Annotated in this window: 25 protein-coding genes and 1 pseudogene; 12 read left to right on the top strand and 14 right to left on the bottom strand. The window is 68.4% G+C overall.

Annotated features, from left to right (window positions below; translation table 11 throughout):
• Positions 1 to 67: 67 nt before the first annotated feature.
• The gene (locus tag ON33_RS02790) at positions 68 to 946 is read left to right on the top strand and encodes a metallophosphoesterase family protein (RefSeq protein WP_040854466.1); all 879 of its coding nucleotides are present in this window, start codon (positions 68 to 70) and stop codon (positions 944 to 946) included.
• On the opposite strand, the gene ON33_RS02785 is transcribed toward ON33_RS02790, so the two are convergent.
• The 8 genes from ON33_RS02785 to ON33_RS02750 form a co-directional block, all read right to left on the bottom strand.
• Complete coding sequence (locus ON33_RS02785) at positions 935 to 2,314, bottom strand: uracil-xanthine permease family protein (protein ID WP_040854464.1); 1,380 nt, start codon at positions 2,312 to 2,314, stop codon at positions 935 to 937. The two genes, ON33_RS02790 and ON33_RS02785, sit on opposite strands and share 12 nt — an antisense overlap.
• A 333-nt stretch (positions 2,315 to 2,647) precedes the next feature.
• Positions 2,648 to 3,055 carry a hypothetical protein gene (locus tag ON33_RS02780; protein WP_040854462.1) on the bottom strand — a complete coding sequence of 136 codons (408 nt, stop codon included), beginning with the start codon at positions 3,053 to 3,055 and terminating at the stop codon, positions 2,648 to 2,650.
• 66 nt (positions 3,056 to 3,121) lie between these two features.
• Positions 3,122 to 4,894 (bottom strand): multicopper oxidase family protein, encoded by a 1,773-nt coding sequence (locus ON33_RS02775; protein ID WP_040854626.1) that lies wholly within the window; start codon positions 4,892 to 4,894, stop codon positions 3,122 to 3,124.
• 191 nt (positions 4,895 to 5,085) lie between these two features.
• Positions 5,086 to 6,237, bottom strand: a complete 1,152-nt coding sequence (locus tag ON33_RS02770) for an acetyl-CoA C-acetyltransferase (protein ID WP_040854460.1) — start codon at positions 6,235 to 6,237, stop codon at positions 5,086 to 5,088.
• 89 nt (positions 6,238 to 6,326) lie between these two features.
• Entirely contained in the window at positions 6,327 to 6,935 is a 609-nt protein-coding gene (locus ON33_RS02765; RefSeq protein WP_040854456.1) for a TetR/AcrR family transcriptional regulator, read from the bottom strand.
• Between the two features lie 160 nt (positions 6,936 to 7,095).
• Complete coding sequence (locus ON33_RS02760) at positions 7,096 to 7,851, bottom strand: hypothetical protein (RefSeq protein ID WP_040854453.1); 756 nt, start codon at positions 7,849 to 7,851, stop codon at positions 7,096 to 7,098.
• Between the two features lie 207 nt (positions 7,852 to 8,058).
• Positions 8,059 to 8,883, bottom strand: a complete 825-nt coding sequence (locus ON33_RS02755; protein ID WP_373281006.1) for an SDR family oxidoreductase — start codon at positions 8,881 to 8,883, stop codon at positions 8,059 to 8,061.
• Positions 8,880 to 10,127 carry an acyl-CoA dehydrogenase family protein gene (locus tag ON33_RS02750; protein ID WP_083868543.1) on the bottom strand — a complete coding sequence of 416 codons (1,248 nt, stop codon included), beginning with the start codon at positions 10,125 to 10,127 and terminating at the stop codon, positions 8,880 to 8,882. The genes ON33_RS02755 and ON33_RS02750 overlap by 4 nt, the downstream gene beginning before the upstream one ends.
• A 71-nt stretch (positions 10,128 to 10,198) precedes the next feature.
• Between ON33_RS02750 and ON33_RS02745 the strand changes: the two genes are divergently transcribed.
• From ON33_RS02745 to ON33_RS02710, 8 genes and pseudogenes are all read left to right on the top strand, one after another.
• Entirely contained in the window at positions 10,199 to 11,746 is a 1,548-nt protein-coding gene (locus ON33_RS02745) for a FadD3 family acyl-CoA ligase (protein WP_040854448.1), read from the top strand.
• Entirely contained in the window at positions 11,743 to 12,654 is a 912-nt protein-coding gene (locus tag ON33_RS02740; protein ID WP_040854446.1) for an enoyl-CoA hydratase, read from the top strand. The genes ON33_RS02745 and ON33_RS02740 overlap by 4 nt, the downstream gene beginning before the upstream one ends.
• Positions 12,655 to 13,785: an acyl-CoA dehydrogenase family protein gene (locus ON33_RS02735; protein ID WP_040854444.1), complete on the top strand. Its 1,131-nt coding sequence runs from the start codon at positions 12,655 to 12,657 to the stop codon at positions 13,783 to 13,785.
• Positions 13,786 to 13,804: 19 nt separating this feature from the next.
• On the top strand, positions 13,805 to 14,863 hold the full coding sequence (locus ON33_RS02730; protein WP_040854442.1) for an acyl-CoA dehydrogenase family protein: 1,059 nt from the start codon (positions 13,805 to 13,807) through the stop codon (positions 14,861 to 14,863).
• A gap of 28 nt (positions 14,864 to 14,891) precedes the next feature.
• Positions 14,892 to 15,935, top strand: a complete 1,044-nt coding sequence (locus tag ON33_RS02725; RefSeq protein ID WP_040854439.1) for an acyl-CoA dehydrogenase family protein — start codon at positions 14,892 to 14,894, stop codon at positions 15,933 to 15,935.
• Positions 15,936 to 16,067: 132 nt separating this feature from the next.
• Complete coding sequence (locus ON33_RS02720) at positions 16,068 to 16,475, top strand: MarR family winged helix-turn-helix transcriptional regulator (RefSeq protein ID WP_245550265.1); 408 nt, start codon at positions 16,068 to 16,070, stop codon at positions 16,473 to 16,475.
• A gap of 247 nt (positions 16,476 to 16,722) precedes the next feature.
• Positions 16,723 to 17,140 (top strand): annotated as a pseudogene (locus tag ON33_RS39260) (MFS transporter); the annotation flags it as partial.
• A gap of 167 nt (positions 17,141 to 17,307) precedes the next feature.
• Positions 17,308 to 17,778: a YbjQ family protein gene (locus ON33_RS02710; protein ID WP_040854435.1), complete on the top strand. Its 471-nt coding sequence runs from the start codon at positions 17,308 to 17,310 to the stop codon at positions 17,776 to 17,778.
• A gap of 16 nt (positions 17,779 to 17,794) precedes the next feature.
• Here the strand turns inward: ON33_RS02710 and ON33_RS02705 are convergent, their stop codons facing one another.
• Together ON33_RS02705 and ON33_RS02700 are read right to left on the bottom strand one after the other, a co-directional pair.
• Positions 17,795 to 18,679, bottom strand: a complete 885-nt coding sequence (locus ON33_RS02705) for a hypothetical protein (RefSeq protein ID WP_040854432.1) — start codon at positions 18,677 to 18,679, stop codon at positions 17,795 to 17,797.
• Positions 18,680 to 18,784: 105 nt separating this feature from the next.
• Positions 18,785 to 20,203 (bottom strand): amino acid permease, encoded by a 1,419-nt coding sequence (locus ON33_RS02700; protein WP_040854430.1) that lies wholly within the window; start codon positions 20,201 to 20,203, stop codon positions 18,785 to 18,787.
• Positions 20,204 to 20,366: 163 nt separating this feature from the next.
• On the opposite strand from ON33_RS02700, the gene ON33_RS02695 reads away from it, so the two are divergent.
• Complete coding sequence (locus ON33_RS02695) at positions 20,367 to 21,119, top strand: DUF427 domain-containing protein (protein ID WP_040854426.1); 753 nt, start codon at positions 20,367 to 20,369, stop codon at positions 21,117 to 21,119.
• Positions 21,120 to 21,124: 5 nt separating this feature from the next.
• Here ON33_RS02695 and ON33_RS02690 read toward each other — a convergent pair whose 3' ends face one another.
• Both ON33_RS02690 and ON33_RS02685 read right to left on the bottom strand, forming a co-directional pair.
• Entirely contained in the window at positions 21,125 to 21,862 is a 738-nt protein-coding gene (locus tag ON33_RS02690) for an SIR2 family NAD-dependent protein deacylase (RefSeq protein ID WP_040854423.1), read from the bottom strand.
• A 56-nt stretch (positions 21,863 to 21,918) separates the two neighbouring features.
• Positions 21,919 to 22,851: an AraC family transcriptional regulator gene (locus ON33_RS02685; protein ID WP_040854420.1), complete on the bottom strand. Its 933-nt coding sequence runs from the start codon at positions 22,849 to 22,851 to the stop codon at positions 21,919 to 21,921.
• Positions 22,852 to 22,949: 98 nt separating this feature from the next.
• Here ON33_RS02685 and ON33_RS02680 point away from each other — a divergent pair, with 98 nt between their 5' ends.
• Together ON33_RS02680 and ON33_RS02675 are read left to right on the top strand one after the other, a co-directional pair.
• A complete protein-coding gene (locus ON33_RS02680) occupies positions 22,950 to 24,005 on the top strand; it encodes a saccharopine dehydrogenase family protein (protein WP_040854417.1) in 1,056 nt (351 codons plus the stop codon).
• 36 nt (positions 24,006 to 24,041) lie between these two features.
• A complete protein-coding gene (locus ON33_RS02675) occupies positions 24,042 to 24,452 on the top strand; it encodes a cupin domain-containing protein (RefSeq protein ID WP_040854620.1) in 411 nt (136 codons plus the stop codon).
• Between the two features lie 3 nt (positions 24,453 to 24,455).
• Here the strand turns inward: ON33_RS02675 and ON33_RS02670 are convergent, their stop codons facing one another.
• Positions 24,456 to 24,785 (bottom strand): hypothetical protein, encoded by a 330-nt coding sequence (locus ON33_RS02670; protein ID WP_040854414.1) that lies wholly within the window; start codon positions 24,783 to 24,785, stop codon positions 24,456 to 24,458.
• Positions 24,785 to 25,990, bottom strand: coding sequence for a 3-ketosteroid-9-alpha-monooxygenase, oxygenase component (locus tag ON33_RS02665; RefSeq protein WP_040854411.1), 1,206 nt, complete (start codon positions 25,988 to 25,990; stop codon positions 24,785 to 24,787). Before ON33_RS02665 ends, ON33_RS02670 begins: the two co-directional genes overlap by 1 nt.
• Positions 25,991 to 26,163 lie beyond the last annotated feature (173 nt).

The raw sequence follows: 26,163 nt of genomic DNA, 5'->3' as shown, positions 1-26,163 counted from the left end.
GGTATGCGTGGCACGGCGGGCGGGAATTGCGGATGCCCTCCGGAGACGCGGGTGCCACCATGTGGCGATGGGGAATGTCCTGATTGTCGGAGACCTGCATGGGAACACGGCGCACGCGCTGGCGTTGGTGAAGGTCGCGGCGCGTAATGGCTGCGAACGGATGTTCTCGGTCGGGGACTTCGGGGCGTGGGAGCACATGCACTCGGGGCGGCGGTACTTCGACGTGGTGAACAAGGCCGCCAAGCGGGCCGGGGTCACCGTGTACTTCCTGGATGGGAACCACGACAAGAGCTCACTGCTGCACGAGCTCTACGACGAACACCCCGATGACGAGGGATTCCTGGTGTGCCGCAAGCACCTCCGCTACGCCCCGCGCGGACACCGCTGGACCTGGGAGGGCACCGGTTTCGCCGCCTTCGGCGGGGCGCGCTCCACCGACAAGGGCTGGCGGCTGGCCCGGGAGGCCCGCAAGGCCGAGCAGGCCGCGAAGCGCCGGCGCTACGGCTCCGCGAGGGGGGCGGACACCGCGGGCATGCTGTGGTTTCCGGAGGAGGAGATGACCGACGACGAACTGACGGCCCTGCTCGACGCCGACAGCTCACCGGTGGACGTGCTGCTCACCCACGACAAACCGCGCGCCTCGCAACCGAAGTGGAACCGCAAGGACAAGGACGAGTGCTACCCCAATCAGGACCGCATCCAGCGCGTGGTGGGGGCGCTGCGGCCCAGCCTGCTGTTCCACGGTCACCTGCATGTCCGCTACACCGACACCATCGCCTCCGGTGACGGGCAGTGGACCCGGATCGAGGGCCTGGCCTGCGATCCGAAAGCCTCTCAGTACCTCGAGTATTCGTCGGAACACTCCTGGTATGTGCTGCAACTCCCCTACGCCGCGGAGCGAACGGACGGGTCGGCCGACACCGAACCTCGTTCGCTACCGGCCTGATTCGTCGTAGGACGAGGTGCCCTCGTCCAGCAGGGGCTCCTCCCCCTTGAAGTGCGCGGGCGCGAAGACGCGCAGCACGTGATAGCCGGTGATGACCACCAGGGTGCCCAGGGCGATGCCGCTCAGGGTGAAGTTGCCGGTGAACTTGATGCTCACATTGCCGATACCGATGATCAGGCCCGCGGCGGCCGGCACCAGGTTCAGCGGATTGCGGAGGTCCACCCTGGCATTGGTCCAGATCTGCGCGCCCAGCAGGCCGATCATGCCGTACAGGATGACGGTGATCCCGCCCAGCACACCGCCCGGAATGGCCGCGACGATGGCGCCGAACTTCGGGCACAGGCCGAACAGCAGCGCGAAGCACGCGGCGGCCCAGTAGGCGGCCGTGGAGTAGACGCGGGTGGCGGCCATGACGCCGATGTTCTCGGAGTAGGTGGTGTTGGGCGGGCCACCCACCGCGGTGGACAGCATGGAGGCCGCGCCGTCGGCGGCGATGGCGGTGCCGAGCTTGTCGTCCAGATTGTCGCCGGTCATCTCCCCGACCGCCTTCACGTGCCCGGCGTTCTCGGCGACCAGCGCGATCACCACCGGCAATGCCACCAGCACCGCCGACCACTGGAAGGCCGGGGCGTGGAAGCTGGGCAGGCCGAGCCAATCCGCCTTGGTCACACCGGAAAGATCGAGCCGCCAGTGGTCGGTGACCTTGCCGCTGCCGTCGGCCGAATGGATCTGCCCGAACACCCGGTCCAGGACCCAGGACAGCCCGTATCCGAACACCAGGCCCAGGAAGATCGCGATGCGCGCGAAGAATCCGCGCAGGCCCACCACGGCCAGGCCGGTGAACAGCATGACCAGTAGCGCGGTCCACTGGTCCTGCGGCCAGTAGGTCGAGGCGGTGACGGGGGCCAGGTTGAAGCCGATCAGCATGACCACCGCACCGGTCACCACCGGCGGCATGGCGGCGTGGATGACGCGCGCGCCGAACCGCTGCACGGCCAGGCCGATCAGGAACAGCGCCGCGCCCACCGCCAGGCAGGCGCCGGTAACAGTCGCGCTGCTGCCGCCCTGCGCGCGGATCACCGCCGCCACGCCCACGAACGACAGCGAGCAACCCAGATAGCTGGGCACCCGGCCGCGGGTCGAGAGCAGGAACAGGACGGTGGCGACGCCCGACATCATGATGGCCAGATTGGGATCCAGCCCCATCAGCACGGGTGCAACGAAACTCGCGCCGAACATGGCCACCACGTGCTGGGCGCCCAAGCCGAAGGTGCGCGGCCACGACAGCCGCTCGTCCGGCCGCACCACCGCCCCCGGGGCGGGCGTGCGCCCGTCGCCGTGCACCTTCCAGCGGACACCCAGATCCATGAACCGCCCGCTTTCTCCCGAAGGTCCCAAAATGGTCCGCGGCCATCCTAATCCGAGCAAACCTCCAGCTCCCGCGCATTCGCGAACCGGCCCGGGCCGCTGCCCGGAGTCACGAAATCGCCGTCCCGCCCGGACCGGGGCGCTGCCGCCGGCCGCCGGTCAATGCTCCGCAACCTTCACCGAATTCCCCTCGGCCGTCGCCGGATCCCCCGAGACCTTCGACGAACGTCCCGCAACCTTCGGTCGACTGTCCCGCGCCTTCGCTCGGCATGCCCGCTTCGTTCGATCGGCAGTGCCACGTCGCGTTCGATCGACGAGGCGCGAGGGTTCGGGTCAGGCCAAGCCGTAGCGCTGCCGGACGGCCGGCGGTAGGGCATACGGGTTCGGGGCGTCCGCCGGCTGCGGGCCGGAGAATTCCTGCGGTGCAACCGTATTCGATGGCCCGGGTGCGGCCAGCAGAAACCGGCGCAGGGCGGCCGCGACCACCGGATCAGCGGTGAGCTCACGCCGCAGGACGGCAGCCTGTGCGAGCGCACGGCCACGCGCCCGCTCGTGCGCACGTGAAACAGACTGCGCCAGAACGGGATCGGGTAGGACCAGATCGATGATCCGCCCGTCCGGTCCCACCTCGACACTGACTCCGTCCACAATGGCACGGCCGCGCACCCGATCGACCGCGTCCTGTACGTGCCCGGCCTTGCGCGCGACCGCTTCGAACCGGGCATCCACCGATTCCTGCATGACCCCAACTCTAGGGATCCGAGACGAGATGCTTTGGGACATCGACGACTTCGCACCCTCCGGCCATTACGGCTGGACGCGGATCTGCTGCATCATGTCGTGATCGGCGTGGTCGAGGTTGTGGCAGTGCCAGACATAGCCGCGGATCTCCGGGGTATCCGCCATCCCGCCCGCCATGCCGGATCCGTTGGGGGACATGGCCTCCGCGTCCGGCGGCACCGGGATCACGGTATCGGGATCGAAGCCGAGCTCGTCCACCGACGGCCACTTCACCATGATCCGGGTGACGGTGTCGGTGGGGCACTCTACGGTGTCCTTCCAGCCCGCTTCCCAGGGCGGCGGGCCCTGCTCGGGCCCGATGGCGTACCCGTCGGCCGACGGCGCCCACCGGACACCGAACCTGGGCGGATAGTTGGCGAAGAAGTAGGCCGAGGTGAGGATCGGCTGGCGGCCGATCACCCGCAGCCGGGCCAGGTGCAGATGGATGGGGTGGTCGAACGGCGTCGTGTTGACGATGTCCCACTGCTCGACGGCGCCGGCCCGGGCCAGGTCGATGTCCGAGCTCAGGAAGGGCAGATTGTTCAGCGACATCATGGTGGGGAAGACGGCCGCGGCCCGGGAGTCGTCATTGAGCCCGAGCAGGGTCATGGTGCGCACCGGGCCCGGCCGGTACGCAGGTTCCAGCGCATCGGGCTGACCGGCGCCGCCGCGCAGCTGGACCGGGATGCCGGCGGACGGTCCGGCACCGGCGCCGATGAACCGCATGACGGGCCGCAGTTCGGGCGCCATGAACACGGCATTGCCGAGATCGTTCTCGGCGGTATTGATCAGGTCGACGGTCTCGCCGTCCTGGATGCCGCTGAAATCGACCAGCAGGTCCACTCTTTCGCCGGGGCTGACCCGGATCGACGACGTCGGCACCGGCGCGTTCAGCAGTCCCAGATCGCCGCCGATGGCGAAGAACAGCATGCCGGTGGAGAACTCGAAAATATAGGGCCGCGAGTTGGATCCGTTGAGCAGCCGGAAACGGTAGACGGTCCGGCGCACGCGCAGCCACGGCCAGACCATCGCGTTCACGCAGCACACGTCGCCCAGCTGCCCGGATTGGTTGTAGCCCTGCGGAATATAGGTGGCCACCATGGGTTGCAGGCTGCCGTCGGCATTGAAGGTGCGGTCCTGCACGATGAGCGGGATCTCGAACTCACCGCTGGGCAGGCCGAGCGGGTTGTCGTCGCGGCCGGTGTCGAATTCGTCTCGCAGGTAATAGATTCCGGCCAGGCCGGCCTGAATGTTCAACCTGGTGATCCCCATGGCGTGGTCGTGGTACCAGAGGGTCGCGGCCTCCTGCCGGTTGCCGTACTCGAAGCTGGGCCCGCCGCCATTGCGCCACCCGATGAGCGGATGCCCGTCGGAGTCCGGCGTATTCGCGCCGCCGTGCAGGTGCACGGTGAAGCGAGGATCGGTGCGATCCAGCTCGGTGACCCCGTGCATGGTGAGATCGACGTCCGCCGCCAGCACATGGGCGCCGAGCTCATTGCGGAAACTGAGGTGCGACACCCGATCCCGGTGCCCCTCCAGGGTCGGACCCAGCACCGGTCGCCCGAAACCCCAGCTGCGGGTCTCCGGCAGATCGCGGTGATAGCGGTGCAGTCCGGATATGGCGGCCAATTCACCAGCGGCCACGCGTATTTCGGGAATGGGCAGCTCGTCGACGAACGGCTCCAGCACGGGCGAATGGTAGTTGAGCGGCGTGAACGTCGGCGCGGGCAGCGGCGGAACCGGCACGGGAGGTGGCGGCAGCGGCACGGGATCGGCTGCCGCCGAAGCCATATAACCCATACCCGCGATTCCGAGGGCCCCCAGGAGGAACCCCCTCCTCGGTAGGTTCTCCTTCATCACCCAGATCCCGCCCCGGGCGTCACCCCGCAGTCGACCGATCCATCGTCCGTCATCGGCGGACATCACGGGTGCGGAATGCGGAAGCCGCGCACCGAATTTCGGTGCGCGGCTTCCGGAAAGCGAATCCGGGACTAGCCCAGGCGCTCGATGATGGTGACGTTGGCCGTGCCGCCGCCCTCACAGATGGTGAGCAGACCGTAGCGGCCGTTCACCCGCTCCAGCTCGTTGAGCAGCGAGGCGAACAGCTTGGCGCCGGTCGCGCCCAGCGGGTGGCCCAGCGCGATGGCGCCACCGTTGACATTGACCTTGTCGGGGTTGGCGCCGGTCTCCTTGATCCAGGCCAGCACCACCGAGGCGAAGGCCTCGTTGATCTCGATGACGTCCATGTCGTCGATGGTCAGGCCGGTCTTCTCCAGCGCCCACTTGGTGGCCGGAATCGGCGCGGTCAGCATGTAGATCGGGTCCGCGCCGCGCGCGCTCACGTGGTGGATGCGCGCCCGCGGGGTGAGGCCGTACTCCTGGACCGCCCAGTCCGAGGCCAGCAGGGTGGCGCTGGAACCGTCGGAGATCTGGCTGGCCAGGGCGGCGGTGATGCGGCTGCCCTCGGCGAGCGGCTGCAGCCCGGCCATCTTCTCCAGGGTGGTCTCGCGCGGGCACTCGTCGATCCAGAAGTCGCCGACCGGCACGATCTCGCGATCGAACTTGCCGTCCACGATGGCCTTGCGGGCGCGCTCGTTGCTGCGCAGCGCCCACTCCTCCATGTCACGACGGGAGATGTCCCACTTCTCGGCGATCATGGTGGCCGAATTGAACTGCGACACTTCACCGGTGCCGTAGCGGTGGTCCCAGCCCTGCGCGCCGACGAACGGCGAGTCGAAGCCGTAGGCCTGGCCGGCCAGCATGGCCGCGGAGATCGGGATGGCGCTCATGTTCTGCACGCCGCCGGCCACGATCACCTCGGCGGTGCCGGACATGATGGCCTGCGCGCCGAAGTGGATGGCCTGCTGCGAGGAGCCGCACTGCCGGTCCACGGTGACGCCGGGCACGGACTCGGGGTAGCCCGAGGCCAGCCAGGCAGTGCGCGCGATGTTTCCGGCCTGCGGGCCGATGGTGTCGCAGCAGCCGAACACGACGTCGTCCACCGCGGCCGGAGCCAGGTTGGTGCGCTCGATGAGCCCCTTGATGGCGGCGGCGCCCAGATCGGCGGGGTGCACGGCGGCCAGCGAGCCGCCCCGCTTGCCGACCGGGGTGCGCACGGCGTCGATCACATACGCCTCACGCATCGGCGAATACTGGCGGCGGGACGGTGCTGACATGTGGAACTCCTACTGCTGCTGGGTTGAAGTTGTCGCCTTCGGGCTGCGCCCAGGGGTCAGTTGCGCTGCTCGGGGTTGGTGAGCCCGTCGAGCACGATGGTCAGGTACTGCTTGGCGAGGTTGTCGACGGTGATCCGGCCGCCGGGCTGGTACCAGCGCACCGACACCCAGACGGTGTCGCGCAGGAACCGGTAGGCCAGTTCGATGTCCATCTCGGGCCGGAAGCTGCCGTCGGCGACGCCGTTGGCCAGCACCTGGTGCCAGAGCTCGCGGAACTCCCGGTTGTATTCGTCGATGTAGTCGAATCGCGGTGTGCCGCTGAGTCTTTTGGCCTCGGCCTGGTAGATGGCGACGGCCGCGTGGAACCGGTCGAAGGATTCGTAGGAAGCGGTGACCAGCGCTTCCAGCGTGTCGCGGGCGGAGACGCCGGCCGCGACGATTTCGCGGTAGCGGCCGAAGAGGTCGTCGAGGAACCCGCGCAGGATTTCGTCCACCATGGCTTCTTTGGAATCGAAGTGGTGGTACAGGCTCCCGGATAGAATCCCCGCCGCGTCGGCAATGTCACGAACCGTGGTGGCGCGCAGGCCCCGCTCCGCGAACAGGTTCGCGGCGAGGCCGAGCAGTTCGGTGCGACGTGCTGATTTGGAGGGGTCAGGTTGGGTCACCCCGTCAATATACAACCAAGCATTTGCTTGGTCCACTTCGGTGTTCCCTTGCGCTGCCTCCGGCGTCGCGGGCCGCGGCCCTGTTACCTCGGTCTTCCTTCCTCCGCTTCGTCGGTCCAGACCGAGGCGGGCCGCGTCCCATGGGGATTCGAGAGGAATATCAGCGCATCGAATAGCGCAGCGGCGACGAGACCGATAGGTCGGCCAGCAGGCGATCGCAGATCACCACGGGTGACACCCCCGCCCGCGCCATCCGCGCCACCAGCGCCAATCGCCGCTCGGGGCTGTCCCATTCGACGGTCAGCGGCTCCCGGCCCGGACCGGCGTCCACGGTGGCCATGACCCGCGGCGGCACGCCGTCGTGCGCGGGCTCCTCGATGAGCTTGAGCACCATCCCCCGCTGCCAGGCCCGATAGGTCTCCATATCGGCCCCCACCACCAATTTGTCTGTGGCGGCACACAATCCCTGGGCGATGCCGTCGGAGAAGGCCACATGGTCGTAGCGCAGCCGGCGGCAGTTGCGCACCACCTCCAGGAGATCGGCCCGGACCTCGCACAGCAGGGCGGTCCGTTTGCGGCGGCGCTGGTCCGCCTCGCTGTCCGAGAACACGGCCGCGCGGGACAGGCCGATCCGGCGGGCGCGATCGCGATCGCGAACCATGTCCCGCCGCAACGCGCCACGCGGATCGCGTGCCACGTCGGATTCGTCCACGGCGTGTTGTTCCAGGATCTGCGCCGCGCGCATGGCGGTGGCGCACTCGGAGTCGTGCTCCAGTAATTCCGCACCCAATGTCAGTGCGGCCAGAACGACATTGTCGAGTCTTCGGCGCGCTAGCACGACCTCGCGCACCAGCTCGAGTTCCAATTCCTCGTTGGCCTGTCCTGGGGCTGCTTGTTGTCGGCGATCCGGACCCATGGGTCGTGCCCTTCGACTAGCGGTACCGGCCTAAACCAGGATTGCACAACCGCACCCCCGACGCGCCAGCCATTTTGGGTCGCCGATAAAACGAGCACTGCCGCGCCCCCGTAGGGGACGCGGCAGTGAGAAAAGCTGCGACCGCACGGCGCAGCATTTCGCGTCGGCCGAACGCACTAATTCGGCCGCGCCGGCGCGTAATTCGAATTACGCGCGCTGACTGGAAATGGAAACCACTTCACCCGTCAGGTAGGTGGTGTAGTCGCTGGCGAGCATGGCGATGGTGGCGGCCACCTCCCACGGCTCGGCGGCGCGACCGAAGGCCTCGCCCGCGGCCAGGCGGTCGAGCAGCTCGCCCGAGGTGACCTTGTCCAGGAACGCGTGGCGGGCGATGGACGGGGCCACCGCGTTGATGCGCACGCCGTACTCGGCGGCCTCGACCGCGCTGCAACGGGTCAGCGCCATCACGCCGGCCTTGGCGGCGGCGTAGTGGGCCTGGCCGTGCTGGGCCCGCCAGCCGAGCACCGAGGCGTTGTTCACCACGACGCCGCCGTGGCCGGCCTCGCGGAAGTACTTGAGCACCGCGCGGGTCGCCCGGAAGGTGCCATTGAGGGTGATGTCGAGGACCTTGTCCCACTGCTCGTCGGTCATGTCGACGACCGGCACCTCGCCGCCGAGCCCGGCGTTGTTGACCATGATGTCGATCCGGCCCAGCGCCGCGACCGCGTCGGCGATCAGGGCATCGACCTGCTCGGTCGAGCTGACGTCGCAGGGCACGGAAGCGATTCGGCGGTCGGGGAATTCGGCCTGCAGGGCCTGCTCGGTCTCCTTCAGGCGACGCTCGTGCCAGTCGGAGATCACCACGTCCGCGCCCTCGGAGAGCAGGCGGCGCGCGGTGGCCGAACCGATGCCGGTGCCCGCGGCGGCGGTCACCACGGCGATCTTGCCCGCGAGCAGGTTGTGGCCGGGGGTGATGTCGGGAGCGGTGGACAGGTCGACGGAATTCATCTGACGTTCGCTTCGCTCACTCATGGTCGAGCCTCTCGGGGAAGTCCGAGCACCCGCTCGGAGATGATGTTGCGCTGAACCTCGTTCGAACCGCCGTAGATGGTGTCCGCACGAGTGAAGAGGAACATGCGCTGCCAGGCATTGAGATCGTCGCCCGGGCCGTCGGCGATGAGGCCGGGCGCGCCGAGCACGTCCATGGCCAGTTCGCCCAGGCCGCGATGCCAATTGGCCCACAGCAGCTTGGTCACCGACGCCTGCCCGGCGGCGGTGCGGGCATCGACGACGGTGCCCGATTTTCCGGCTCCGCCGGACGCGCCGTCGTGGCCCGATTCGAGGGTGCGCAGCACGTGCGCGCGCAGCACCCGCAGACCGACCCACGCCTTGTCGAAACGGTCTGCCAGGACCGGGTTCTCGATCGCCCCGTTCGCCCGGGCCACGGCCTCGAGGTCGGCGAGTTCCCGCGCGTAGCGGATCTGCTGGCCGACGGTGGAGATGCCGCGCTCGAAGGTGAGCGTGCCCATGGCGACCTTCCAGCCCTCGCCGGGCTGTCCCACGACCAGATCGGCCGCGGTGCGGGCGTTGTCGAAGAAGACCTCGTTGAATTCGGCGGTCCCGGTGAGCTGGATGATGGGCCGCACCTCGACGCCCGGCTGCTTCATGGGAACCAGCAGGTAGGAGAGGCCGTGGTGGCGGGTCGAGCCCTTCTCGGTGCGAGCGACCACGAAGCACCAGTCGGACAGGTGCGCCAGCGAGGTCCAGATCTTCTGGCCGTTGATCACCCACTCGTCACCCTCGAGCTGGGCGGAGGTGGTGACGGCGGCGAGGTCCGACCCGGCGCCGGGCTCCGAATAGCCCTGGCACCACAGTTCGGTGACATTGCGGATGCCCGGCAGGAAGCGCTTCTTCTGCTCCTCGGTCCCGAAGGCGATGACCGTGGGGCCGAGCAGTTCCTCACCGAGGTGCGAAACCCGGCTCGGGGCATCGGCTTTGGCGTATTCCTCGTGGAAGATGACCTGCTGGCGCAGGGTGGCGTCCCGGCCGCCCCACTCCTTGGGCCAGCCCAGGCAGGTCAGGCCGGCGGCGGCGAGGGCGCGATCCCATTCGAGTCGCTCCTCGAAAGCTTCGTGCTCGCGCCCGGGACCACCCAGACCGCGCAGCTCGCGGAACTGGCCGTTCAGGTTCTCGGCCAGCCATTCGCGCACCTCAGCACGGAATTCGGCGTCCTCGGGGGGCTCAATCCCGCTGGCCGGTTCGGGGGTCTGGATCATGCTCACGTCGGTAGAGTAACCTACCAAGCACTTGCTTTGTTAGACCCATTCCCGGACAGCGAGGAAGCCCTGTGACATCTCCTCCGCAGACCACACCGCTCGCTCTGCACGCGGCCGCGCACGCCTATGGTGACGCGCCGGCCGTCGGCGACGGTGCCGTGCGACTGAGCTGGTCGCAACTGCTGGATTCGGTGCGCGAGACCGCGCGTGCGCTCATGGCACGCGGCATTCAGCGCGGTGACCGCGTCGGCATCTGGGCGCCCAACACCCACCACTGGGTGACCGCGGTTCTGGCCAGCCACTACGTCGGCGCCGCGATCGTTCCGCTCAATACGCGGTACGTGGCCGCCGAGGCCGCGGACGTGCTGTCGCGGGTGAATGCCAAGGCGCTGTTCATCACGGGCGAATTCCTGGGCCGCGACCGGTTGGCCGAACTGCGCACCGCCGCACCGGGACTGGGCATCGAGACGACCATCGTGATCCCGGCCGAGGGCGAAGCCCCCGTCGAGGACGCCATCGCCTGGTCGGAACTGGGCAAGGTGGCCGCGGCGGTGAGCCTCGAGGAGGTCATCGCCCGCGCGGAATCGGTGTCCCCGGAAGATCTTTCGGACATCCTGTTCACCTCCGGCACCACCGGGCGCAGCAAGGGCGTGCTCATCGCGCACCACCAGGTGCTGGGCAGCGCCCGGGCCTGGGCCGACTGCGCGACGCTGAACCGCGACGACCGCTACCTGATCGTGCCGCCGTTCTTCCACAGCTTCGGGTACAAGGCGGGCATTCTCACCAGCCTGGTCACCGGCGCGACCATCATTCCGCAGGCCGTGTTCGACGTGCGGGAGACCATGCGGCTCATCCACGACGAGCGCATCACGGTGCTGACCGGTCCGCCGACCATCCACCAGACCATCCTCGACCACCCGGCCCGCGCCGAGGCCGATCTGTCGAGTCTGCGCGTCGCGGTCACCGGCGCGGCCACGGTTCCGGTCGTGCTCATCGAGCGGATGCGCAACGAGCTGGATCTCGAGGTGGTGCTGACCGCGTACGGCCAGACCGAGTCCGGCGGGTTCGGCACCATGTGCCGGCCCGAGGATTCCAGCGAGACCATCGCCAACACCTGCGGCCGCGTCATCGACGGCTTCGAGATGAAGCTCGCCGACAATGGCGAACTGCTGCTGCGCAGCTACCAGGTGATGCGCGGCTACCTCGACGATCCGCAGGCCACCGCCGCCACCATCGACGCCGACGGCTGGCTGCACACCGGTGACGTCGCCGTCATCGACGATCGCGGCTACATGAAGGTCACCGACCGGCTCAAGGACATGTACATCTCCGGCGGCTTCAATGTGTATCCCGCCGAGGTGGAACAGACCATGGCCCGGCTCCCGGGCGTCGCCGAGACCGCGGTCATCGGCGTGCCCGACGAGCGCATGGGCGAGGTCGGCAAGGTCTTCGTGGTGCGCCGCGCCGGTGCTGAGCTGACCGAAGCGGACGTGAAGGCCTACGCCAAGGCGCAATTGGCCAACTTCAAGGTCCCGAAATACGTGGAATTCCGCGACGAGCTGCCCTACAACGCCGCCGGGAAGGTTCTCAAGCGGCAACTACGTGAGGAGAAGGCGTGAGCCAGGAACCGGGACCCATTCCCGACGAGGGCGAGGTCGTCCTCTACGAGAAGCGCGGACCGATCGCGGTCGTCACGCTGAACCGGCCGGACTACCGCAATGCGCAGAACTCGGTCATGACCTACGCGCTCGACGCCGCCTTCGTGCGGGCCGTCGAGGATCCGGAGGTCAAGGTGATCGTGCTGGGCGGCGCCGGAAAGCATTTCAGCGCGGGCCACGACATCGGCACGCCGGGCCGCGACCACCACATCGAGTACGAGAACAAGGCCGCGCTGTGGTGGGACCACACCGATCGCCCGGGCGGCGATCAGCGCTTCGCCCGGGAGTCCGAGGTCTACCTGGGCATGTGCCGCCGCTGGCGGGAGATCCCCAAGCCGACCATCGCCATGGTGCAGGGCGCGTGCATCGCGGGCGCGCTCATGCTGGCGTGGTCCTGCGACATGATCGTGGCCTCCGAGGACGCGTTCTTCTCCGATCCGGTTGTCCGCATGGGCATTCCGGGCGTCGAGTACTTCGCGCACCCGTGGGTGCTGGGGCCGCGCCGCGCAAAGGAGATCCTGTTCACCGGTGAACGCTTCACCGCGGCACAGGCTTACGAGTGGGGCATGCTCAATCGCGTTGTCGCGCACGCGGATCTGGAGACGGAGACCTTCGCGCTGGCCGAGAAGATCGCGGAGATGCCGCAGTTCGGCCTGGCGCTGACCAAGAAGGCCGTCAACCAGTGCGAGGACCTGATGGGTATGCGCGCGGGCATGGACTCGGTGTTCGGACTGCACCACTTCGCGCATGCGCACAATGCCGAGGTCGGCGCGGACTCGCTGGGCGGGATGAACGCCAAGTCCATGAAGGCTGCCGCCGCGGCGGGCCGCGAATCAGATTCAGCTACCAACAACGACGGGGCGAAATAAGTGGATCTCGAATTCGACGCCAAGACCGAGGAATTCCGCGCCGAGGTGCGCGCTTTCCTGGCGGCCAACGTGCCTGCCACTCCCCTGCCCTCCATGGACACCGAGGAGGGCTTCGAGGCGCACCGCGCGTGGGAGGCCAAGCTGGCCGAGGCCCGCCTGTCGTGTGTGGCCTGGCCCGCCGAGTACGGCGGCCGCGACGCCTCGCTGACCGAATGGGTCATCTTCGAGGAGGAGTACTACGCGGCGGGCGCGCCCGGTCGCGTCTCGCAGAACGGCATCTTCCTGCTGGCGCCGACCCTGTTCGAGCACGGCTCCCCCGAGCAGCTGGCCCGCATCCTGCCGAGAATGGCCCGCGCGGACGACATCTGGGCGCAGGCCTGGTCCGAGCCGGAGGCCGGTTCCGATCTGGCGGGCATCCGCTCCACCGCCAAGCGCACCGAGGGCGGCTGGCTGCTCAACGGCCAGAAGACCTGGAGCTCGCGGGCCTCGTTCGCGGACTGGGGTTTCGGCCTGTTCCGCAGCGACCCGGAGGCCGAGCGCCACCGCGGCCTGACCTACCTGATGTTCCCGCTCACCGCGGAAGGCATTACGGTGCGGCCGATTCCGCAGCTGGACGGCGAGCCGGGCTTCGCGGAGATCTTCCTCGACAATGTGTTCGTGCCGGACGCCGACGTGATCGGCGAGGCGAACAACGGCTGGAAGGTCGCCATGGCGACCTCCAGCAACGAGCGCGGCCTCTCACTGCGCGCGCCGGGCCGATTCACCGCCACCGCCGCCAAGCTCATCGAGCTGTGGCAGGACACGGCCGACGAGTCCGACACCGCCCTCGCCGACCGCGTGGTCGACGCGTGGGTGGGTGCCGAGGCGTACCGCCTCAACACCTGGGCCACCGTGACCCGCCTGGCCGACGGCGGTCAGCTGGGTGCGGAATCCTCGGTGAACAAGGTGTTCTGGTCGGACCTGGACATCGCCATGCACGAGACCGCCCTCGACCTGCACGGCGCGGCCGCGGAGCAGGAGTCGGCCTGGACCGACGGCTACCTGTTCTCGCTGGCGGGCCCGATCTACGCCGGCACCAACGAGATCCAGCGCAACATCATCGCCGAACGCCTGCTCGGCCTGCCGCGATAGCCACCCGGAGGACGACGACATGCGATTCGCATTGACCGCAGAACAGAATGATTTCGCCGCCAGCCTGCGCAAGATGGGCGAGGCCGCCAAGACCCCGGGCATCGTCCGGGCCTGGGGCACGGGCGATTCCGCCGCCGGGCGCGCGCTGATCGGCCAGCTGGCCGAGGCGGGCGCGCTGGGCCTGACCATCACCGAGGAGAACGGCGGCTTCGGCGCGGGCCCGGTCGAAATGATCGTGGCCTTCACCGAGATCGGCCGGGCCGCCGTGCCGGGTCCGCTGGTGGAGACCGCCGCCGCGATTCCCGCACTGCTGCAGGCGCTTCCGGACTCGGCGCTCGCCACCGAACAGCTGCCGGAGCTGGCCGAGGGCGCGAAGCTGGGCACCCTCGCGGTGACCGCGTCGGCCGGGGCCAACGCGGGCCGGGCCCAGGGCGCGGCCACCGCGCTGGACGCCGATCTGGCCGACCTGGTGCTGATCGCCGAGGGCGACCGCGTCGCGCTGGGCACCGCCGGTGAGCTGGTGACGTCGGTGGACGCCGCGCGTCGGCTCTTCACCGTGACCGCGGGCGAGACCCTGGTCGAGGGCGAAGGCGTCAGCGCCGCAATCGATCTCGCCTTCGACACCGCCGCCCTGGCCGCCGCCGCGCAGCTGCTCGGCGGCGGCCGCGCGCTGCTGGACACCAGCGTCGAGTACGTCAAGCAGCGCCAGCAGTTCGGTACCCCGATCGGCCGCAACCAGGCCATCAAGCATCATCTGGCCAATGCCCACATCGGCCTGGAGATGGCGTTGCCACTGCTCTACCGGGCCGCGCTGACCCTGGAGTCGGGCGCGGACGCCGAGACCCGCGGCCGCGACATCTCCGCGGCCAAGCTGGCCTGCGGCGAGGCCGCGTACCAGACCGCGCGCATCGCGCTACAGGTGCACGGCGCCATCGGCTACACCGCCGAATGCGATCTGTCGCTGTGGCTGACCAAGGTCACCGCGCTGCGGTCGGCCTGGGGCACCCCGGCCGAGCACCGCGCCCGCATCGCCGCCGCCCTGCGCGCCGGCTCAGCCCATTCACAGAAGGCGGCATGACCACCATCGACACCTTGGGAGCGAAGGCATGAGCCTCACCGCCGAACAGCAGGAACTCGTCACCACCGTGCGCGCGGTGCTGGCCAAGCACGGCGACAGCGCGGCCGTGCGGCGCGGGCTGGAGACCGAGCACGGCTACGACGAGCAGCTGTGGAAGCTGCTGTGCGAGCAGGTCGGTGTCGCGGCCCTCGCCATTCCGGAGGAGTTCGGCGGCATCGGGGTCGGCCTGGTCGAATCCCTGCTGGTGGTCGAGGAACTCGGGCGCACACTGTCCGCGCCGCCCATGCTCGGCTCGGCCGTGCTGGGTGTGCAGGCGCTGCTGCTGGCCGGGCACACCGAGACCAATGAGCGGCTGCTGCCGGAGGTCGCCGAGGGCGTCCGCACGCTGGCGCTGTGCTGGGCCGGGCCGCGCGGCTGGGATTCCTTCGGGGTCACCGCCGACGGCGAGAAGCTCTCGGGCTCCGCGCATTACGTCCTCGACGGCGTGCACGCGGACACCCTGCTGGTGCTGACCGCGGACGGCCTGTTCGAGGTCGCGGGCGATGCCGCCGGCGTCACCCGGACCGCGGTCGTCACCCAGGACCCGACCCGCAAGCTGGCGCGCATCGACTTCGACGCGGCCGCGGCCCGTCCGGTCGGCGCGCTCGATGTCACCCGCCTGCGGGAAATCGCCTGGGCGGCAGTGGTTGCCGAGCAGCTCGGCGCGGCCGAGCAGTGCCTCGACATGACCGTCGAGTACAGCAAGTCCCGGGTGCAGTTCGGTCGTCCGATCGGCAGCTTCCAGGCGCTCAAGCACCGCATGGCCGACATGTATGTGCTGGTGGAGTCGACCCGGTCGGTGGCCTACCTGGCCATCGCGGGTCTGGCCGCGGGCGCGGTCGAGGCCATCGACGTGCAGGCCGCCCGTCTGCACGCGATCGACACGTTCAACTCGGTGGTGTCGGAGACCGTGCAGATGCACGGCGGTATCGCCATCACCTGGGAGCACGACGCGCACCTGTTCTTCAAGCGCGCGCACGCCGACGCCCAGCTCTTCGGCACTCCCGCCCGCCCGCTGGCCCGGCCCGCCTAGCGGCGAGATCTTTCCGGAAACGGCCCGTGCGCAGTTCGCCGCGCACGGGCCGTTCGCCGTGTGCCCCATCTCACCCCTCGAAATATCGTTAGCCTATGTAAATACATAGTTAGCTTATGCAACAATCTACGGGTGCAGCCGAGACAGGCAACCGAGCTCATCCCGGAGGACACCGGGGACAGGCTGGTCGACATCGTCGTCGCCACCTCACGGCTCAACCGCCTGGCCGGAGTACTCGGCGGCATCGATCTTCCGCACGCCGTCATGCGGGCACTGGGAACCCTCGACGAGTACGGCCCCCTGCGGATCAGCGAGTTCGCTCGCCTGGACCGATGCTCCCAACCGTCAGCAACGGCGCTGATCGGACGGCTGACCGAGGCCGGTCTCGCCACGCGGGCCAAGGATCCCGACGACTCCAGAGCCGTGGTCGTCGAGCTCACGCCCGCGGGACGAGACCGGCCGGCCGCCGCCCGGGGGCACCTCGGAACTCCCTCGCCGCACGGCTTCCCGACCTCGACCCGGCTCTGCTCGACCGCCTGAGCCGGAACCTGGACGACCTCACCGTAGCCTTCAAGGCCGCCGGGGCCTGAATCCGGACCCTCGCAACTCGACCGAAAGCAGCTGCGAATCAACAACATTCGTAGTTGAGGACAAGTCAGTGACCACCCGCACCCCGATCTCCCGGCCCGCCTTCCCCGCAGCCGTCGGCCCCGACAACACCGCCACCTCGAAATCCAGGCAGCCCAAATCGGTGTGGGCCGTCGCCTTCGCCTCGGTCATCGCGTTCATGGGCATCGGGCTGGTGGATCCGATCCTCAAACCGATCGGCGAGCAGCTGCACGCCTCACCGTCCCAGGTGACGCTGCTGTTCACCAGCTACATGCTGGTCACGGGCGTGGCCATGCTCATCACCGGCGTCATCTCCAGCCGCTTCGGGGCCAAGAACGCAGCTGGCCGGCCTGGCCATCATCATCGTGTCCGCCGCTCTCGCAGGCAGTTCCAGCACGGTCGGGTAGATCGTCGGCTTCCGCGCCGGCTGGGGTCTGGGCAATGCGCTGTTCATCGCCACCGCGCTGGCGACCATCGTGGGCGCGGCCACCGGCGGCGCCGCCGCTCCCTACCTCGCGGGGAAACTCGGCGAACACCAGGCATCCCTCCCCTTCTGGGGGGGCGCCGCCTGCACCGCCGCCGCGGTCGCCGTCCTCTGCTCCGGCCGAAAGCTCCTGTCCCACATGGACGACCACGCCCCCGCCGCCCGCACCCCGCCGAAGCCCAGGCCATCGCTCTCGGCGAGGACTGAGCCGCCCGCCGTTCGCGGACCGCACCCACTGGATGCGGTCCGCGTTCGGTTTCACCCCGTACGATCCCGCTCATGAACCAACCCATGCCGCCGCAGCAGCCCTACCAGCAGTACCCGCAGCAGGGACCCGGGCAGCAGCAGTACCCGCAACAGGGCCAGGCCCCCTACCCCCAGCAGGGCCAGCCGCAACCGCAGCAGCAGCCGGGCCCGCAGTTCCCGATCCTGGTGTCCACCATGAACGATGTGCCAGGCCAGGAGATCGTCAAGGTGATCGGTGAGGTCGCGGGACTGACCGTCCGCAGCCGCGGCCTGGGCGCGAATTTCGCAGCCGGATTCCGCGCCCTGGGCGGCGGCGAAATCCACGAGTACACCCAGCTGCTGTACCAGTCGCGGCACGAGGCCATCATGCGAATGTGCCAACATGCCATGGCCTATGGCGCGAACGCGGTCGTCGCAATGCGCTTCGACTGCAACGAGATCGCCAACACCATGAGCGAGGTCGCCGCCTACGGCACCGCGGTCGTCGTCAAACCCACGCAGTAGGCACCGAGCTCGAGAACTATCCCTCCTTGCCGAGAATCTCGGCTATCGAGCTCGCGGTGAGCGAGCGATCGAACCAGGCATCGAGGGTATCCAGCTCACGGCACGATTCGATGCGCTGCCGAGCGTCCTGCGACACCTCGATGCCGCGCGCACGCAGGCTGCGGAGAATCGCGTCTATAAGGGTCTGGACCCGGCCCTCGACCCGGCCTTCGGCACGGAGCCGCTGGGAAGTCTCGGAGCGGAAGAACGAGAGATCCACGGTCATCAACTGCCTCCATGTCTGTGCGGCCGGGCTCTTGCCCAACCCGAGTTCGGTGAGTTCGGCGAAGATCAGGGCGTCGTCTTCATCGATGCTCTGTAACGCGGTGGCCAGCGCTTTCAGTATCGCACCGATGCCGGCGTCATTCGCGTGAGTGATCGCGGAGAGGGCGGCGAGCGGGATATCACCGGCGGCGATGCACGGATCCGACACGGCGGGAACATTGTGAGGGCCGAGAACCAGTGGGCGAACAACGAGGCTCGTCCACTGGCGGGGACCTATAGTCAGCGGACCTTCCGCCCATCTGGCGGTCGACGTGTCCTGGCAGACAACCAGAAGCACCGGAGGCAGTTGGTATTTCGCATGGACATGGGACAGGTAATAGGCCCAGGAGCTGGGCTTATTCCGGTCATCCTTACCCTGCGCCTCTACCAGCAGCAGAAAGGACCCCTCGTCGGTGTCAAGGCGGAGGAGGGTATCGACTCGACGCTCGATCGGATCGATCTCGGTGAGATCGTTCGGCAACAAGGCGACCTCACGCGGGCCGGGAAACGGTAAGCCGAGTGTTTCGAAAGCACGGCCGAACACCTCTGGGTGGCTCCGGAAAAGCCTGTGCATCGCTTCATGTTTCGAGCTGACCATGAGGACGACGGTAAGTCGGCTATCGAAAGATAGTTCGATAACGGGGCATCTCGACGGGAATCGCCCGATTCGTTGTGGAAATCGGTGTGGTGCAGGGGATTCGGATCAGTGGTGGAGGAACTCGACCTCGCGGACCGGCTTCTTGCGGCCGAATTTGGCGCGCAGGGGATAGATCGCCATGACGGCCAGCAGGCTGATGGTGGAGGCGATCAGCTGGTTGCGCTGGTCGGGGTTGCGGGCCATGGCCACGAAGACGGCGAAGAGGGCGACGATGACGGCCCAGCTGATGTAGGGGTAGCCCCACATGCGGTAGGTGAGAGCGGAGGGGTCCTCGCGGCGGAGGCGGGCGCGAAGTCGCAACTGGGAGAACATGATCGCCACGTAGACGAAGGCCAGCACCACGCCGATGGAGTTCACCAGGAAGGTGAATACCCTGTCGGGGGACACATAGGAGGCGATGACCGCGCCCCAGGCCGCGACGGTGCCCAGCAGGACCGCGCGGGCGGGGACGCCGCGCTCGTTCAGCTTCACCAGGGAGGCCGGTGCGTCGCCGTCGCGGGTCAGGACGTAGAGCATGCGCGAGGACACGTAGATGGCCGAGTTCAGCACCGACAGCACCGCGGTCAGGATGACCACCTGCATGATCGCGCCGGCGGCCGGAATCCCGATGTGCTCGAGCGCGCTCACGAACGGGCTCGTCAGCACCTTGGCGTCGTTCCACGGCAGGATGGTCACCACCAGGAAGATCGAGGCCACGTAGAACAGGCCGACCCGCCACAGCACATTGTTGGTGGCGCGGGACACCGCAGGGCCCGGCTCCTTGGATTCCGTGGCCGCCACGGTCACGATCTCGGTGCCGCCGAACGCGAACATCACCACCACGATCGCGGAGAAGACGCCGCCGACACCATTGGGCGCGAATCCGCCGTGCCGGGTCAGATTGCCGAAGCCCGCATCCGCCCCCGGCCACAGCCCGAACACCCAGGCCGATCCGATGGCCAGGAAGGCCACGATGGCCACCACCTTGATGGAGGCGAACCAGAATTCGAACTCGCCGAAGGACTTCACCGACACCAGGTTGACCCCGGTCATGACGGTCAGCAGTCCGGCGGACAGCATCCACTGGTCGAGATCGATCCAGTTGCCGAGGATAGCCGCACCGGCCACCGCCTCCGCCCCGACCAGGATCACGTAGAGGTACCAGTACAGCCACCCGACCGTGAATCCGGCGAACGGTCCCATGGCCATGCGCGCGTACCCGCCCATGGATCCGGCGACCGGGCGGGCGACCACCATTTCACCGAGCGCCCGCAGCACGCACAGCACGACGAGTCCGGCGCCCGCGTAGGACAGGATGGCTGCGGGTCCGGCGGTCCTGATGACCGAGCCGCTGCCCACGAACAGGCCCGCGCCGATCGCGCCGCCGATGGCGATCATCGTCATGTGCCGGCGCCGGAGTCCGGTGCGTAGTTCCTGCCGCTCGCTGCCGGGTTCCGGCTTGTGGGTACTGCCGGGTTCCGACATCTGACCGCCACCTTCTCGTGTTGCCCATGAGTTGCCGGAACACCATAACGGGCCCGGTCGGGCAGGGAAAATCGCCGGTCCGGCCCAGGTTTCCGAGGCTGCCGCTGGTACGCGAATCCTGCTCCCCGACAGGGGTTTACCCACGGGCGTACCGTCGGAAGGTATGACCGAGACACAGCGTGGCCGGGTACGCGTCGAACCGAGCGCCAAGCGGGTACGCGCCTACCTGGGCGGTCATCTGGCCGCCGACACCGTCCATCCGACGCTGGTGTGGGAGGGACCCCACTACCCCACCTACTACCTGCCGGTCGCGGACCTGCGGGTGAAGCTCGAACCCAATGGCAACATCCGCCACTCCCCGAGCCGCGGGGAGGGCACCGAATTCGATGTGGTGGCCGATGGCGTCACCGCCGCGGGCGCGGCCGTGCGGCATCTCGACTCCCCGATTCCGGAACTGCGCGACCTGGTGAAGCTGGACTTCCAGGCCATGGACGAGTGGTTCGAGGAGGACGAGCCCATCTACGTCCACCCGCGCGACCCCTACACCCGGGTCGACATCCTGGGCAGTTCCCGCCACATCCGGGTCGAACTGGACGGCGAGACCCTCGCCGATTCGCACTCCCCGCGCATCCTGTTCGAGACCGGCCTGCCCGCGCGCTACTACCTGCCCCTGACCGATATCCGCATGGACCTGCTGCGCCCGTCGGCGACGAAGACGTCGTGCCCGTACAAGGGCCACGCCGAGTACTGGAACGTCCAGCTGGGTGAGACCAGCTACCCGGACCTGGTGTGGATCTACCGCACCCCGCTGCCGGAGAGCCAGAAGATCGCGGGGCTCGCGTCGTTCTACAACGAGAAGGTCGACATCTGGGTCGACGGCGAGATGATGCCGCGCCCCAAGACGCCGTTCGTCTGAAACCCTCAGTCCCCCAGGATTTCCGACACCAGCCGCGGCAACGCTGCCCCGATCGGGTCGCGCACGATCTCGGCGGCGTACTCGTCGTATGGTGTCGGCTCGTTGTTCACGATGACCAGCTCGGCCCCCGCGTCCACCGCCACCGCGCACATGGACGCGGCGGGCTCCACCTGGAGTGAACTGCCCACGGCCAGAAAGATTTCGGCGCTCTCGGCGATCTGCACGGCCGCCCGGATGGCAGTGGTGTCGAGTTGCTGCCCGAACATGATGACGGCCGCCTTCAGGATGCCGCCGCAGTCCGGGCAGGCCGGATCCGGTTCGCCCGCGGCCACCCGCTCCAGGGTGGCGGCCATCGACCCGGTGAAATCGCAGTCGATGCAGACGACCTCGAACATATTGCCGTGGATCTCCACCACGGTGTCCGATCCGGCGCGCTGGTGCAGCCGGTCGATGTTCTGGGTGATGATGCCGACCTGCCGCCCCGAACCGGCCAGCCGCACCAGCGCCTGATGCGCGGCGTTCGGGGTGGCCCGCCAGGCCGGATTGTCCCGCCGCGCCAGCCAGGCCCGGGTTCGCAGTTCCGGATCGGCCACATAGTTCTGGTAGGTCGACAGCAGTTCGGCGATCGGATCCTTGGTCCAAACCCCGCGCGGCCCACGGAAATCCGGTATCCCGGAATCGGTCGAGATCCCCGCGCCGGTCAAGACGCCGATCGGTCCGCTGCGTGCACGCCAGTCCGTCACAACGCTCAGCCTAGGCCGAACCGGGCCCGCCCGCCGTCCGCCCGACCGGCCCGCGTTCAGACCGCGATCACGGTGGCTTCGTCCTCGGCGTGCCGGTAGCGGCCGGGGGCCGAGCCGTACTGGCGTTTGAACGCCTTGGCGAAAGCGAATTCGCTCTGGTAGCCGACCTTCCGGGCGACACCGGCGAGCGGGGTGCCGGTCTCGCGCAGCAGCCGCGCAGCGGTGAGCATGCGCCAGCGGGTCAGGTAGGTCAGCGGCGGCTCGCCGACTGTGGCGAGGAAGCGGCGGGCCAGGGTGGCGCGGCTGACGCCTGCGATGGCGCTCAGCTCCGGGACGGTCCAAGCCCGTTCCGGCGCAGCGTGAATCGCGCGCAGGGCATCCGAGACGGCGGGGTCGCCGAAGGCGCCCGCCCAGCCGCCCGGCGCGGTGGACTGTTCGTCGAACCAGGCGCGCAGCATGAACAGCAGCAGGGTGTCGAGCAGCGCGGGAACGGCGGCGTCGGTGCCGGGCCGGGGTTCGGCGATCTCGGCGGCGAGCAGATCCACCGCGGATCGCAGGGCCAGGTGCCGGCCCGGGCGGGCCGGGAGGTGGATGAATTCCGGCAGGTCGTCGAGCAGCGGGTGACTGCGCTGCCGGCCGAGTTCGTATGCGCCGCACACCAATGCGGTCCGCGTACCCGGCCCCGTGATCTCCGCTCCGCCTTCCCGCGCTTGCGGCTCCCCGGGCATCGCGACCTCGGTGATCGGCGTCCCCAGCGCGTCGACGAGATCGTGGTCCTCCCCGCGCGGCATGAACACCACATCGCCTGCGCCCAGCGGGATCGGCTCGCCGTCCGGTGGCAGCACCCAGCACGCACCCTGCAGCACGACATGGAATCCCGCGCCTGGCACCTTCGGATAGCGGCGGCCCCACGGCGCGTGCCGGACGAAGAGCCCCGAGGCCGGACTGCCGGTGCGGATGGCGGCGATGGTCTCGCTGAGGATGTCCACGACATCGGACTATACAGCTCACCGTGTGAGCGTTCAGGGCATGAAAGTGAGCGAATCAGCCATTCATATGCTCACCTGCTCCGAATAACTTCATTCCCATGACAACGAACGAAGCCACCCGGACCCCCACCATCGCCGTGTACGGCGCGAACGGCCACACCGGCGGCTACCTCCTGTCCGAGCTGCACCGCCGCGGGCTGACCCCGATCCTGGTGGGCCGCAATGCCGATCGGCTGCGCACCGCCGCCGAGACCGCCGGCCTGGCCGCCGCCGCGATCCGGATCGCGGACCTGGACGACCCCGCCGCCCTGGTCGCGGCCTTCGACGGCGCGGACGTGGTGATCAGCGCGCTGCCCGCCTACGTCGACCTCGGCGAGCCGATCCTCGCCGCCGCGATCGACGCCGGCGCGCACTACACCGACATCTCGGGCGAGCAGCTGTTCCTGCGCCGGGTGCTCGACCAGTACGGCCCGCGCGCCGAAAATGCCGGGGTGACAGTCGTTTCCGGCGTCACCGACAGCAATCTGCCGGGTGACCTGCTGGCCCACCTGACGACCCGCCGCGTCAAAGGGCCGGCCGAGGTCGTGCTCAGCCATCTCAGCCTCAGCGGCGGCAACGGCTCGAAGGGCAGCGCGAAAACCGTGCTGGCCGGCCTGGATTGGTTCCGTTCGGGGGGCTGGCACTACGAGGCCGGGGAATTCCGCACCGGTCCGGCCACCCGGCACACCGAGATCACCTTCCCCCACGCCACCGCTCCGACCCCGGTCGCCAAGTTCCCGCAGCCGCCGGTGCTCACCATTCCCCGACACTCCGACGTGTCCTATGTGGCCGGTGCGCTGGATGTCGCGATCCTGGAGAACCTGAGCGGGTTCACCCCCGAGGCGCTCGACGCCATGCCCGACGCACCGAGCGCGGACCTGCGCTACCACCTCGTCGTGGACGCGACCGGCGCGGCGGGCGAAACCGTACGCGGCGTGGTCAGCGGCGTGGATTCCTATCGGGATTCCGCACTCATGGCGGTCGAGGCGGCGGTACGGCTGGCGGGCGGCACCGCCGAGCCCGGCGCCCTGGCCCCCGCCGAAGCGTTCGACGCCGCGGATTTCCTGAATTCCCTGGCGCACCACGGCATCACCTGGACGATCACCGCGGCCTGAAGTCGATCGCGGCCCGAAGTCAATACAGTGGAGGCCATGAGCGACGACCGTCCGAAGCTGGCCGCCGAACTGGATATGGAGCCGCATCCGGAGGGCGGCTGGTATCGGGAAACCTGGCGCAGCGGAGTGGAATTCGAGCCGGAGGGCTATCCGGGCGGGCGCGCGAGCGCCACGGCCATCTATTTCCTGCTGCTGCCCGGTGAGAAGTCCGCGCCGCACACGGTGACGTCGGACGAGATCTGGTTCTGGCATCGGGGTGGCCCCCTGCTGCTGAACATCGGGGGTGAGGAGATCGTCCTCGGACCCGATGTCGAGCAGGGGCAACGCCCTCAGGCGGTGGTTCCCGGCGGAATCAGCCAGGCCGCCCGACCCGCGGGTGACGACTACGTGCTGGTGAGTTGCGTCGTCTCCCCCGGATTCGATTTCGCCGACTTCCGGCTCGACTGAGCCTCAGTCGTCGATCCCGAGCAGACCCTCCGCGACCGCATGGTCGATGGTCTTCTCGAGATTCGGGCAGGAGTCCGGTTTGCCGGTGGTCGGGCCGGACTCGGCCAGCTTCCGGAACACCGGGCAGTGCGCGGCCGGATCGACCGTCCACTGCACCGTCTTCTGATTGTGGCTGTGTTTGCGCACGAGCACCTCGGTGCCGCAGGTCTGACACGCGATCGGTGTCAGCCCCGACTCCATGTAGTGCTCCTTGTCGAGGACCGTCTGGGCGCGCACCTGTGCTCGCTGTTCCGGACGGTCCGCGAAATCGGGTGCCTTCGCCCAGCTGGTCATCAGGCGTTCGCCTCCTGCGCGGCGGCCTCGTCGGCCTCCCGCTTCCTGCGCAGGTTCTCCTCGACCTCGAGACCCCAGGCCTCGTTGGCCTTGGAGGTGTCGATCTCGAATTCGAAGCGCTGCGTCATCTTCGGGTCGATGTCGGCGACGTCGACGTAGAACTGCTCGTACCAGCGGCGCAGCTGGTAGACCGGCCCGTCTTCCTCGGTCAGCAGGGGGTTCTCGATCTTGGACTTGTGCTTCCAGATCTCGACGTCCTGCAGGAAGCCCTCGCTGACGCCCTCGGTCATCTTGGCGGCGAACATGGCCGCCTGCTCGTCCGGCAGGCCCTTGGGCTTCTCCAGCGAGACGCCCCACTGCAGCATGAAGGAGTCCTGCGTGACCGGGTAGTGGCAGTTGATGAGGACCGTCTTGACCTCGAAGCCGCTGTAGATGTTGAGCAGCGGGTTGATCATGTACGACGGCCCGAAGTACGACGCCTCGGACTTGAGCAGCACGTCGATGCCGGCCTTGGCCGCGTTGCCGATGTCCGGGCGAGCCTTGGTCTCCAGGTACTGGGTGGCGATGTGACCCTCGAGCACGTTCTTGAAGAACGTGGGGAACGCGTAGTGGATATAGAAGAAGTGCGCCATATCCACGACGTTGTCGATGATCTCGCGGCAGTTGGAGCCCTCGATCAGCAGCGAGTGCCAGGTCCAGTCGGTCCAGCCCTCGTTGAGCGTCTCCGAGGAGCTGCCGTCCGCGTTGGTGTAGGGACCCTCGATGTAGGGGATGGTCACCTCGTCCGGCGGCGGGTTGCCCTCGTGGTCGTGCCAGACGAACAGCTGGCCGTTGCGCTCGAGCGTGATCCACGCGCGGGTGCGGGCCAGCGGGGGCACGCGTCGCGCGTAGGGGATGCCGGTGCACTTGCCGTCGCCGCCCCAGCGCCAGTCGTGGAACGGGCAGGCGATCGAATCGCCCTTCACCTCACCCATGGAGAGGTCGCCGCCCAGGTGACGGCAGTAGGAGTCCAGCACCTTCAGTTCGTTCTGGCTGTTCATGAAGACAACCAGTTTGGTGCCGAATACATTGACCGCGTGCGGCTTGCCGTCACGGAAGTCCTTGGCAAGTCCCAGGCAGTGCCAGCCCCGGGCGAAGCGGGTGGGCATCGAGCCCACGTCGATCTCGCGGACCTTCCCGCGGGGCCCTTGGGCGGTTGTCGCCATCGTTGATCCTCCTATGGATGTACTAGAACACGTTACAAAATTGGCTGACGGTTGGCCAGCTATAGGACCAACTACCAGGATGGGGGCTCTCTGAGCTGCGCTCGAACCGCGTTCTCGACAGGAATAAGAACGTGTTCTACTCTCAGGGGCAAACGAAGACCGCTTCCCGTAAC

Origin of the sequence: Nocardia niigatensis NBRC 100131, from assembly GCF_000308655.1 — a bacterium.
Lineage (GTDB): Bacteria > Actinomycetota > Actinomycetes > Mycobacteriales > Mycobacteriaceae > Nocardia > Nocardia niigatensis.
Note: the sequence above shows the minus strand (reverse complement) of the source record. Positions and strands in the feature narration are given on the sequence as shown.